Below are 11,813 nucleotides of genomic sequence, written 5' to 3' on the forward strand. Positions count from 1 at the left end.
TGATGAGTCGCCTAGCTCGCTCTATTTGTTACCTCTTCTTCTTTTTCTTCACTGCCATCAACCACAACTTTCACTGTGCGGCCAGCAATAAGTCCAAGCTCAAAGAGCATCCACATTGGGATTGCTAGTAGGGTCTGAGAAAAAATATCCGGTGGTGTGATCAGCATACCGACCACAAAACAGCCTAGAAAAATGTAAGGGCGTTTCTTTGATAGTGTTGCAACGGTGGTAACGCCGGCTTTAATCAGTAAGTAGGTAGCAACTGGGATTTCAAAGGTGACACCAAAGGCAAAGAATAACTTTAAAACAAAGTTTAGGTAGTTATTAATGTCTGTCATGACGGTGACTTCGCCAGGGCCTACGGTTGTGAAAAAACCAAAAATCAGCGGCAATACAACAAAGTAAGCAAACAAAACCCCCGCATAAAACAGGAAGATACTAGAAATGAGCAAGGGAATAGCAATTTGTTTTTCGTTCTTGTAAAGCGCAGGGGCGATAAACGACCACGCTTGAAAAAGTGTATAGGGAACCGATATCAGTACTGCGACGGCAAAGGTTAGCTTAAGTGGTGCGAGAAAAGGAGAAGCCACTTCTGTTGCTATCAAAGAGCTACCAGCAGGCAGTAACAGTCGTAATGGTTCAGAGACAATAAGATATAAATCGTTGGCGAAAGAGTACAGGCCAAGAAAGAGAATCAGTATAGCCAGAACACATTTTAATAGACGATTTCTCAGCTCGATAAGATGAGCGACAAGTGGTGCTTGATTGGAAGAATCTGTACTCATAATGCGTCACATGTCCGCGTGTAGTTTAATAATTAGGTTCGAGAAGCCGCTGTTTCGGACGTTTCTTTAATCTTATCTACGGCTTGTGGCTCAGCAGAGTCGATTGTATCTGTTGATGCTGACTCATTGTTTATTGATGGCTGGGCTTCTTGTTTAATGGTATCAACGTCTTCTGCTTTTGACGGCTCAGCAATGACGGGCTCAAGCTCGTCTGCTTTGGCTTCATAACCTTCAGGGTAAGGCGTAATGGTATTTTGAATCGCTTGACCTTCTTTCAGCAGGCGCTGATTGGTCTCGTTAATCTTCTGCTGCAGCTCTTCGTGATCTAGTTGTGCATTAATTTCTCTTTGCACAGAGCTGATACTGCGGCGAATTTTACGAACCCATAGCCCCGCCGTTTTGGCGGCATGGGGCAGACGTTCTGGCCCAAGAATTAAAAGGCCAACCACGAAAACAACAAGTAGTTCAGAAAAGCCAATGTCGAACACAGATTAGGCGCTCTTATCGTCTTTTTTGGCATCAGCATCAATGACTTTATGCTGGGCTGTTTTTTCGTCTTCGGTATCTCCGTCTTTATCGACGGCCTCTTTAAAACCTTTGACTGCACCACCTAGATCAGAGCCAAGGTTTTTAAGTTTCTTGGTGCCAAAAATAAGTACTAAAATGGCTAAAACGATTAACAATTGCCAAATGCTGATTCCGCCTAACATAAATTACTCCTACTGCTTATTTGGTGCGACTGGCCTTTTCTTCTAAGCCAGACAAATTAAATCTGCGTGCTAGTTCATCCAGTATAGCATCTGGGCCAATATCTAAATGAGATAACATGACAAGGGTATGAAACCATAGATCCGCTGTTTCATAAATTAAATCGGATTTATCGCCTGAGACGACAGCGTCTTTCGCGGCAATAATAGTCTCGATGCTTTCCTCGCCAACTTTTTCTAGGATCTTATTTAACCCTTTTGCGTGAAGACTAGCAACATATGAAGAATCAGCTGCTGCGGCTTTGCGTTGTTCTAGAGTGGCTGCTAATTCAGCCAGTACATCGGATTTCATTATAGTCTCTCAAAGGTTACGGTTTTAAGACAAGCAGGTAAATCCCTACTAAAAGCAGCCCTAAGCTGGTTAAGTCTGCGTCTTTGATATGGGTTAAAGAAACAGGGTCAGTAATAACCCAAGCCGCCCCTAAGCTTAATATGCCAAGCAATCTAAAAGGGGTATTTTTTCGACCTTTTTTCAATTCTTTGCTTAACTGCTCAATGGCCTCGGTTTGCGCTTGCATGCGTTCTTCTTGATGCGACATTTGCGATAATGCAGTAAACACTAAATTCGGGATTTGTGGTAGTTGGCCTGCCCACTGTGGCGCTTGCTTGCGGACTTCTTCTATCACGCGTTTTGGTCCCATCTGTTCACGCATCCAGCGTTCTAGGAAGGGTTTTGCTGTTACCCATAGGTCCAAGTCGGGATAAAGTTGGCGACCTAAACCTTCAATATTGAGTAGAGTTTTTTCCAATAAAACCAGCTGAGGCTGAACTTCCATATTAAAGCGTCGTGCGGTTTGGAATAAACCAATCAGTACCTGACCAAAAGAAATGTCTTTCAGTGGTTTGGCAAACATAGGTTCACAAACACTGCGAATAGCAGATTCAAACGCATGAACAGGGGTGCCTTTAGGCACCCAGCCACTTTCAACGTGAAGTTCTGCCACTAAGCGGTAATCTCGTTGGAAAAAAGCCAACAGATTGCGCGCTAAGTAGCTTTTATCTGCGTCATCTAGGCTGCCCATGATGGCGCAGTCGATGGCAATATATTTAGGTTTTAGTGGATTTGAGACGTCCACAAAAATATTACCCGGATGCATATCGGCATGGAAAAAACTGTGTGAGAAAACTTGGGTGAAAAAGATTTCCACACCGCGTTCTGCTAAGCATTTCATGTCTACATTGGCTTTGTTTAGCGCAGCAATATCGGCTACTGGAATCCCAGATATGCGCTCCATTACCATGACATTGCGGTGGCTATAGTCCCAATGAACCTGTGGCACATACAGCAGGTCGGAATTGGTAAAGTTACGCTGTAATAAGCCTGTGTTGCCTGCTTCTTTGGCAAGATCTAATTCATCTAGAATGGTGTATTCGTAATCGGTGACGACTTCAACAGGTCTTAATCGGCGGCCATCGGCACTTAAATTAGCAACAAGGTGCGCCAAAGTGTAAAGCAGGCTAATGTCTTTGCTGATGGTTTTTTCTATGTTTGGTCGAATAACTTTAACAACCACCTCTTCACCAGAGTGCAGCTTGGCAGTATGCACTTGTGCAATGGACGCAGAGGCAAGAGGCGTTGCTGAAAACTCAGCAAACAGTTCAGATACTGGTGCTTTTAAATCTCTTTCGACAATAGCTTGAGCGATATGGCCGGGAAAGGCGGGGACTTTGTCTTGCAGTTTTGCTAATTCATCGGCGATATCGTCGTCTAACAAATCTCGTCGAGTCGACAATATCTGTCCGAACTTAACAAAGATAGGGCCAAGGCTTTCTAAAGCCAGCCGAAGGCGCTCACCTTTATTTTTGCTAGCGCGCTTACGGCCAATCGAGCAAACAAGGCCAAGCGTGCAACGGATATACCAAGGCAAAAGCGCGAAAGGAATAAACACATCAAGACGAAAGCGCATGACCGTATACAGTATGCGCAGTAAACGAAAAGTACTGATTAACATGACTAGAATTTAAATCCTTTATGAAGCGCAACGATGCCGCCTGTTAAGTTTTGGTAGCTGGTGCGTTCAAATCCGACTTCATCCATCATGCTTTTTAGTGTTTCTTGATCTGGATGCATACGAATGGATTCAGCAAGATAGCGATAGCTGTCGGCATCATTGGCGATCAGTTTGCCCATGGTTGGCAATAGACGGAAAGAGTATTGGTCATAGACTTGCGATAAAAGCTCAGATTCTGGTTTGGAAAACTCTAACACCAATAAACGACCACCAGGCTTTAATACGCGATACATGGAGGCAAGCGCCTTGGATTTATCGGTAACATTGCGAAGACCAAAGGCGATGGTAATACAGTCAAAAGTATCATCTGGGAAAGGCAGAGCTTCAGCGTTGGCTTGAACGAATTTAACGTTACCAACAATGCCTTGATTGGCGAGCTTGTCACGGCCTACTTTCAGCATGGAATCGTTAATGTCTGCAAGGACCACTTGGCCTTCACTGCCAACAAGACGAGAGAATTTAACGGTCAAATCTCCTGTGCCACCAGCGATATCTAATACACAGTTGCCAGCGCGAACACCGGATTGGCTAATAGTGTGTCGTTTCCAGAGACGGTGAATACCACCAGACATCAAATCATTCATGATGTCGTATTTGGCGGCTACGGAATGGAAAACTTGCGCGACGGCCTTTACTTTTTCATCAGTTGGAATTTCTTTGAAGCCAAAATCGGTGGTTTTTTTCTGATCGTCTTGCATAAACTACTTCATCCTAATGGTGTAATTGCGCGCCATTCTCTTTAATTGGAAAATTTTATTGGATAGCCTTATTGAAAAGCTTTTAACCCTTGTATTTGGCAGCGCTGCATTCAATATAAGCCGTTATTGTAACCGCGACGGCAAGGCTCTGGTACTGCTTTACCAAAACTATTTATTTGCCATTACTCGATTGCGGCCAGCTTCTTTGGCTAAATAGAGTTGTTTGTCTGCTCTGGCAAACAGAGATTCTGGGTTTTCTTGTTCTTGTAGCTCTGCGATACCGACTGAAATTGAAATCGATACAGGCTCGCCTTGCATGTTAAATGGCGTTTTGGCGACCGCTAAACGAATGGCCTCAGCGCGTTCAATGGCTTGTGTTAAATTTGTGTTTGGAAACGCGATAACAAACTCTTCCCCACCGTAGCGGAAAATGAGGTCTTCTTTTGCTAGAGCACCACGAATTTGCTTGGGTACTAGACGTAATACTTTGTCGCCAGCTAGATGTCCCCACGTATCGTTTACTTTCTTAAAGTGGTCTATATCGCAGACGGCAAGACAAATAGGTTTTTGTGTTTTCTGCATGATTTTACAAAGCGGCAAAATAGCGTCTTGATAGGCCGTGCGATTTGGTAAATCGGTTAATGAATCTGTCATCGCTTGAGCGAGCTTTTCTTGTAATAAAGAGCGCAAGGACACAGTGTCTTTTTCCATCCGCGTTACTTTATTTTTTAGTAGCGTGATGGATTGAGTGGCGTGTTTTTCTTGCTCAACCATTTGTGTTTTGTATTCACTCATGGTGCTAGATATTGTGGATAATCTATCGCTAATCAGCGTTTTTAAGCTCTCTAAATCGTCTGCGCTCTGAACGGCTTGAGACGTATCTGTGACTTGTTTTTGTAATTGGCTATTAAAGCCTTCACGGCTATCAGACAGTTTTTTCTGCGAGTGGTAGCTGCTAGAGATAGACTCATTGATACTAGCAAGTTGTTTGTTCAGCTGATTAAGATAGTTGGTCAAACTTTCTTGAGTTTTACCAATAGCGATCATGACCAAGTTGATTACTTCATCGAGCAATCCTGGCAGTTGCTGAATATTATCATTGCCTAGCAGGGCTTTTTTCAGATCCAGAATGTCCTCATCGTAATGGCTTGGCAAAGATAGGTTGTTCGTGAGCGCAGCAAGCGTATGGCTTATTTGCATCATGATTTCTTGATCGTTTTTCTGGGGCTTTGTCGTTAGATCACGATTAAATAAACGACTGAACAGGGAGCTTTTCGGTTGGCTGGACTCTGTTGGGGATAGTGTCTTTTCTGCAAGTGCCAAAAAGCTTTTTAGAAGGTTTGGCCATTGAGAAGGTACTTGCCAGTGTAAGCGTATCTGCGCTTCAAGCTGCTTTTTTTCTTGATGAGGGACGTTTTTACTGTCTTGTTTTTCAAGGAGATTAATAAGTTCTTGTAAGGTGCTTCTGACCTGTTTGGCGCGACTTATTTGGGCTTCGTCACTTTTTATGAGAAGTGGCTCCGCGTCATTCAGAGCATCTTGTATTTCTTGAGCATTCGCCCCTTTGGTTATGACTTGGCGAATCTGGCGAACAACGGAATCAAGTTCAGGGCCGTTTCCTTCAGCAAGCATGCTGGTTCTAGAAACAGCTTTACGTAACGCTTCTATTAATTTGTCACTCGATGATTCCGTCATATCGCCTCATTCTTATTTTTTCTGACGTTCTTTTTCAATTAAAAAATCAACAACTTTATAGATGTTTTCATTGCCATTAGCAGTTTCAGCACTGACCAAATATTTGCCGTTTACAACCAATCCAGGTACACCACGAGCACCGTAAGCGCGTATTTTAGCATCAGCTTGGCTTAGACGGCTGTTCACCGCAAAAGAATTGTACTGCTTACGGAATTCATCTTCGCTGACACCATAATTTACGAAGAAAGCGGCCAGCGCATCTTCAGAGTTTAGGTTACGACGCTCAACATGGATAGCATTAAAAAGGTCTGCGCGGATTTTGTCTTCTATGCCAAGTAGGTCAGCAACATAGAAGGCTTTAGCGTGCGCTAACCAGCCACGGCCAAACACGGCCGGTAAGAATTTAAAATCCACATCGCTTGGTAAGTCTTTTTTCCAAGCTTGAGTAATAGGCTCAAGTTTGTAGCAGTGTGGGCAGCCGTACCAGAAAATCTCAGTCACTTCGATCTTGCTAGGGTCACTGGTGCGAACGGGTGTTTTGATAGTTGTGTAGCCGTTACCGTCACTGTATTCAGCCGCCGCTGCCGTCAGTGGGATGAGAAGAGAAAGTACGAGTGCTGAAAACAGCTTTATCATGGATGGCTCCTAGTCGAATTAATGTTTGTTAACTTACTAAAGGTATTCTTACATCATGCACAGATTTACAACAGAATACGATTCCATCAAAGACTTAAGGTTCTAATTTTCCAGTAAGTTTACACAAAACTTACAAAGATAAAGCCTATCTCTTGGCCATTATTTGTCTTGTTTTGTAAATCTCTGTCTTGATTGTGTTCATTTGCCCAGATTTGGGCTGGCAGTCGAGTTTAACATGGCATATTTTCGTGTTTGCTGGCATTATATACAGCAATTGAAATAAACCTGAATGCAAATCCGAATCTATTGACGAATATCAACTTATGACACCTTTTGACTCCACATTCCAATCCGCGCATTTTATTAAGAGTGCAGAGAAGCTTTCCCAATGTCCTTTAGACCAAGGTGTCGAAGTCGCATTTGCAGGTCGATCAAACGCAGGTAAATCCACTGCACTTAATACCCTCACGAATCAAAGAAAATTAGCTCGGACATCAAAAACACCGGGCCGAACTCAGTTGATTAACTGTTTTGGTTTGAATGTTGACGACCGTCGTCTAATTGACCTTCCAGGTTACGGCTTCGCTAAAGTGCCTATTGCCATGAAAAAAGTTTGGCAAGCACACATGCAAGATTACCTGATGAATCGTCGTTCTTTGGCTGGTGTTGTCTTAGTAATGGACGTTCGCCACCCTTTGAAAGAATTCGATGAAATGATGTTGGATTGGGCAAAATCAAATGGTATGAAAGTTCATGTGTTGTTGACCAAGTCTGACAAGCTAAAACGTGGTCCCGCAAAATCCACCATGTTGGCTGTACAGAAAGTTCTGAAAACACTGGGTGTTGATGGCTCAGTACAAACTTTCTCTTCTTTAAATGGTGACGGTGTTGATGACTTACGCATTAAATTGGCGGAATGGTTAGTGCTTGAAAACCTTGAAGGTATTCCGGTTTCACCAAACGCATAATAGAAGCCTTTTTACGACGGCTGCGTGCTAATATATTGTTATCTATAATATTTTAATAATAAAAAAGCCTCAGATGAGGCTTTTTTTGTGTTTACCAGTTTTAAAGCTTTTGATTTATTGCGGTGTTAAATACGCCGTGAGGAAGGTGTCAAAGTCCACTTCGTCTGCCGCTTCAATGGCTTCTTGATCACGCAAAGAGCGCTCAGCTTTTTCCATAAACTCACGAGTAAGTTCATCAGACAGAGGACGAGACATCCATTCTGTTTGTTGTTCTTTTGACAGTGCCAACATAGCATTCTGATAACCTTGTTGGATCTTGCTGCGCTCTAATAGCTGAGCAGAAGGAAGCAAGGCTTCATTGCTTAATTTTTCTCGTTGGACTTCTACAGCTTGCTGGTAAGCCGGGTTACCCGTTTTAGCGGATAAAAATTCTGCTACTTCAGCCAGTGAATTTAACATGTCTTCTGCTTTCGTACGCAGCTTGGTTGGGCCTTGGCCAAAATCAAAGCTCATGTCTAAATCACGGCCATGAGAAGCAATTTCTTGCTGCATCTGACGGAGTTGGTTGCATTCCGCGCTGCCTAGTCGTTCATCGCCACGTAGCATGCAGTAAAGTAAAAATACATCGATAAAATATAGCGTTGACGATTGCATGCCGATAGAAGAGCTTGGATCGAGATCCATGATGCGAACTTCGATGTATTCAACACCTCTAGCATGCAAGGCGGCACTTGGGTGCTCGCCTGGTTGTGTTACACGTTTTGGGCGAATATCGCTGTAATACTCATTTTCGATCTGCAATAAATTGCTGTTAAGCTGACGATATTGACCATCGACTTTTACACCAATGTCTTGATAGCGCTGGTAAGGCGTCTGCAGGGCTTTTCTGACCGTGCTGATGTAGGTTTCAACTTCGTTGTAACAAACATATAAATCGGCTTGAGCTTTGTTTTGGTAACCAAGGTCGCTCATACGCAGTGAAGTGGCTTTTGGGCCAAACCAGGTATTTTTTTCAAGTGTACTCAGGCTATCTGGCTTTTTTGGTAAAAAGCTTTCATCGATGGCTGGAGATGCGCCAAATAATAAAGACAACATCCAAGAGCTACGACGGAAATTTCGGATCAGAGCAAAATAGCTGTCTGATTGAAACGCTTGTTTATCAGCGCCTGAAAGGTTGGTTTTGCCTTTGTAGCTTTCCAAGAAAGACCAGAAGTCTTTATCGAAAGAGAAGTTATAATGCATGCCAGCGATGCACTGCATGATACGTCCATAACGATTAGACAAGCCTTCGCGGTAAACGCGTTTTAGTTTGCCAGTGTTGGATTCGCCATAATACGCGATAGGAACGTCTTCATTACCCGCTAAATAACAAGGCATACTGGCCGGCCACAAACATTCATCTTGCTTGTAGAGTTCGTGGTTAACCAAGTTATGAATGTCTTCCAGCTCTTTAATAACGCCTTCAACGCTTGGATGAACGCCAGTAATAAACTCCATCAAAGATTCGGAATAATCCGTTGTGATAGAACTGTGTGTCATGGCCGAACCCAATGTTTTTGGATGAGGCTTATGTGAAATATGACCTTCAGTACGATCAACTCGGAGTGCTTCTCGTTCCACACCACGATGAAATGTTAAAGCAGAAGTCGTCGCGGCTTGTTGGCAATGAGTTGCCAACGCTTGCAAGGCATCGGTTAAGGTGGTCAAGAAGTCTTCCTTCTATTAAATAAGGCAAAATTAAATTTTAAGGATTGTACTCGGCAGAGCTTATTCGCAGCAAGCAACAGATGCCTTGTGCACAAAAAATGCTGACTTCCCAAATATAATAGATAAAAGCAATTTGCCATGCCAAAGACCGACCTACATTTAACTTATTTAGCTGTAGGGCGGCCTTTAGGTCGACAATTATCGCTATAGGGGTGGGTTACAGACGCATTTCGATGCCAGCATCGATCATACGTTGTTTGGCTTCGTGAATGCTGTATTCAGCAAAATGGAAAATACTGGCGGCCAATACCGCATCCGCTTTGCCTTCAATCACGCCATCGACCAAATGATCCAAATTACCCACACCGCCAGAGGCGATAACGGGAACATGAACAGCTTCACTGATAGCGCGAGTGACACCTAGGTCGAAACCATTTTTCGTGCCGTCTCGGTCCATACTGGTTAGCAGAATTTCCCCCGCGCCGTATTCGACCATTTTCTTTGCCCACTCAACCGCATCCAAACCTGTCGGTTTGCGGCCACCATGGGTGAAAATTTCCCATTTGTCTGTTTCACCTTCAGCGCTGACTTTTTTGGCATCGATAGCAACAACAATGCATTGGGAGCCGAAGCGCTGTGCTGCTTCACGGACAAATTCTGGGTTGAATACCGCAGCGGTATTAATGCCGACTTTATCAGCGCCAGCGTTTAGCATGCGACGAATGTCTTCACAGGTACGAATACCGCCACCAACAGTCAAAGGAATGAATACTTGGCTGGCAATGGCTTCGACCATATGAACGGTTGTCTCACGATCGTCTGAGCTGGCGGTGATATCTAGAAAAGTAATCTCATCCGCGCCTTGCTCGTTGTAGCGCTTTGCTACTTCAACAGGATCGCCTGCGTCACGAATATCAACAAACTGGACGCCTTTTACAACGCGGCCATTGTCCACATCAAGGCAAGGAATAATACGTTTTGCTAAGCCCATAAATGGCGCTCCTAGAATCTAATATGCTTCTATCTAAACAAACTTATAAGGCATGCGTTTATGGCTTGCCATCCCAATGAAGGAAGTTCTTATAAAGCTGAAGGCCGTCTTTGTGGCTTTTTTCTGGGTGAAACTGCACTGCAAAAACATTGTCGCGAGCGAGCGCCACACAGAATTCCAAACCATAGTCACAGGTACCCGCGACTTCGCTTTTGTTTTCTGGCACCACATAGAAGCTGTGTACAAAGTAAAAGCGAGCGTTGTCTGCAATATCCGCCCAAAGAGGGTGGTTGATAGTGTGCTTCACCTGATTCCAGCCCATGTGCGGTACTTTAAGTTTGCTGCCGTCATGGTCTGTGTGTTTTTCACCAAAGAACAGAGCGTTGCCCTGAAAGTGATTTAAACAATCAACACCGCCGTTTTCTTCACTGTGAGACATTAACGACTGAATACCGACACAAATGGCAAGAAAAGGTTTTTCTGCCATGGCTTTACGTATGCTAGGAACCAGTCCAGCATTGTGCATTTCACCAATACAATCGCGAATCGCGCCAACACCAGGTAGCAACACGCGATCTGCGGCATCAATCACCGCAGGGTCACTGGTGACAATCACAGAAGTGTTTTCATCCGCCACGTGTTCAAGGGCTTTGGCAACCGAGTGAAGGTTACCCATGCCATAGTCTATTACTGCGACGGTAGATTTTTTCATCTCACTCATACTCTTACTACTCATTTCAAGAGAACTTTACAAAGAACCTTTAGTGGAAGGCATTTGCCCTGCCATGCGTTCGTCCGCTTCTAATGCCATGCGTAATGCGCGGCCAAATGCTTTAAAAATAGTTTCCGCTTGGTGGTGAGTGTTCTTACCGCGCAGATTGTCTAGGTGTAGTGTTACTTTGGCGTGGTTGATAAAACCGTGGAAAAATTCTGAGAATAAATCTACGTCAAAACCACCGACAGAGCCACGAGTAAAAGGCACGTGCATTTCTAACCCTGGACGGCCAGAGAAATCAATCACTACGCGAGACAAGGCTTCATCTAGAGGAACGTAGGCGTGACCATAACGTTTGATGCCTTTTTTATCGCCAACGGCAATTTCAAACGCTTGTCCTAGCGTAATACCCAAATCTTCAACGGTGTGGTGAGCATCAATGTGAAGATCGCCAACCGCATGGATGTCTAGGTCAATTAGGCCGTGGCGTGCTACTTGTTCAAGCATATGGTCAAGAAAAGGAACACCTGTGATGCAGTTGAATTTACCGGTACCGTCTAAGTTAATCGATACCTTGATCTGAGTTTCAAGCGTATTACGCTCGACACTGGCAATGCGATCGGACATTGATTGAGTTCTCCACAGTGATGGTGACGAATGGTCGTCACGTGTTTGTATAATAAGAGCATGACATAATTTCCCCATTATAGAACGTGCACTCTTTGGCTTCTATGGTTTGTCTGGGTGTTTTTTGATGAGTTGTCGCTATTGCGTCGATAAAGGCTTACTTCGAGTGCTATGATATGGCGATATTTTATTCCTTCCCTTGAAGATGAGGA

Annotated in this window: 13 protein-coding genes; 1 reads left to right on the forward strand and 12 read right to left on the reverse strand. The window is 43.9% G+C overall.

The window, feature by feature from the left end; genetic code table 11:
- Positions 1–11: 11 nt before the first annotated feature.
- From tatC to AC2A4J_RS03625, 8 genes are all read right to left on the reverse strand, one after another.
- Complete coding sequence (gene tatC, locus AC2A4J_RS03590; protein ID WP_255826523.1) at positions 12–785, reverse strand: twin-arginine translocase subunit TatC; 774 nt, start codon at positions 783–785, stop codon at positions 12–14.
- A 32-nt stretch (positions 786–817) separates the two neighbouring features.
- Positions 818–1,273, reverse strand: coding sequence for a Sec-independent protein translocase protein TatB (gene tatB / locus AC2A4J_RS03595; protein ID WP_255826522.1), 456 nt, complete (start codon positions 1,271–1,273; stop codon positions 818–820).
- Between the two features lie 3 nt (positions 1,274–1,276).
- Positions 1,277–1,495, reverse strand: coding sequence for a Sec-independent protein translocase subunit TatA (gene tatA / locus AC2A4J_RS03600; RefSeq protein WP_255826521.1), 219 nt, complete (start codon positions 1,493–1,495; stop codon positions 1,277–1,279).
- A gap of 16 nt (positions 1,496–1,511) precedes the next feature.
- Entirely contained in the window at positions 1,512–1,844 is a 333-nt protein-coding gene (locus tag AC2A4J_RS03605) for a phosphoribosyl-ATP diphosphatase (protein ID WP_255826520.1), read from the reverse strand.
- A 16-nt stretch (positions 1,845–1,860) separates the two neighbouring features.
- Positions 1,861–3,504: a ubiquinone biosynthesis regulatory protein kinase UbiB gene (gene ubiB / locus AC2A4J_RS03610; RefSeq protein WP_484174946.1), complete on the reverse strand. Its 1,644-nt coding sequence runs from the start codon at positions 3,502–3,504 to the stop codon at positions 1,861–1,863.
- A gap of 2 nt (positions 3,505–3,506) precedes the next feature.
- Positions 3,507–4,262 (reverse strand): bifunctional demethylmenaquinone methyltransferase/2-methoxy-6-polyprenyl-1,4-benzoquinol methylase UbiE, encoded by a 756-nt coding sequence (gene ubiE, locus AC2A4J_RS03615; RefSeq protein ID WP_255826518.1) that lies wholly within the window; start codon positions 4,260–4,262, stop codon positions 3,507–3,509.
- A gap of 168 nt (positions 4,263–4,430) precedes the next feature.
- Positions 4,431–5,957 carry a GGDEF domain-containing protein gene (locus AC2A4J_RS03620; protein WP_484174947.1) on the reverse strand — a complete coding sequence of 509 codons (1,527 nt, stop codon included), beginning with the start codon at positions 5,955–5,957 and terminating at the stop codon, positions 4,431–4,433.
- Between the two features lie 12 nt (positions 5,958–5,969).
- Positions 5,970–6,593, reverse strand: coding sequence for a thiol:disulfide interchange protein DsbA/DsbL (locus AC2A4J_RS03625; RefSeq protein ID WP_484174948.1), 624 nt, complete (start codon positions 6,591–6,593; stop codon positions 5,970–5,972).
- 323 nt (positions 6,594–6,916) lie between these two features.
- Here AC2A4J_RS03625 and yihA point away from each other — a divergent pair, with 323 nt between their 5' ends.
- A complete protein-coding gene (gene yihA / locus AC2A4J_RS03630) occupies positions 6,917–7,561 on the forward strand; it encodes a ribosome biogenesis GTP-binding protein YihA/YsxC (protein WP_255826515.1) in 645 nt (214 codons plus the stop codon).
- Between the two features lie 114 nt (positions 7,562–7,675).
- On the opposite strand, the gene gshA is transcribed toward yihA, so the two are convergent.
- The 4 genes from gshA to hisB form a co-directional block, all read right to left on the reverse strand.
- Positions 7,676–9,268 (reverse strand): glutamate--cysteine ligase, encoded by a 1,593-nt coding sequence (gene gshA, locus AC2A4J_RS03635; protein ID WP_484174949.1) that lies wholly within the window; start codon positions 9,266–9,268, stop codon positions 7,676–7,678.
- A gap of 217 nt (positions 9,269–9,485) precedes the next feature.
- The gene (hisF, locus tag AC2A4J_RS03640) at positions 9,486–10,259 is read right to left on the reverse strand and encodes an imidazole glycerol phosphate synthase subunit HisF (RefSeq protein ID WP_255827859.1); all 774 of its coding nucleotides are present in this window, start codon (positions 10,257–10,259) and stop codon (positions 9,486–9,488) included.
- 58 nt (positions 10,260–10,317) lie between these two features.
- Positions 10,318–10,980 (reverse strand): imidazole glycerol phosphate synthase subunit HisH, encoded by a 663-nt coding sequence (gene hisH, locus AC2A4J_RS03645; protein ID WP_484174950.1) that lies wholly within the window; start codon positions 10,978–10,980, stop codon positions 10,318–10,320.
- A 27-nt stretch (positions 10,981–11,007) separates the two neighbouring features.
- Positions 11,008–11,601, reverse strand: coding sequence for an imidazoleglycerol-phosphate dehydratase HisB (gene hisB, locus AC2A4J_RS03650; RefSeq protein WP_113917351.1), 594 nt, complete (start codon positions 11,599–11,601; stop codon positions 11,008–11,010).
- Positions 11,602–11,813: the final 212 nt, after the last annotated feature.

It is taken from the genome of Marinomonas sp. ATLA20, from assembly GCF_057180105.1.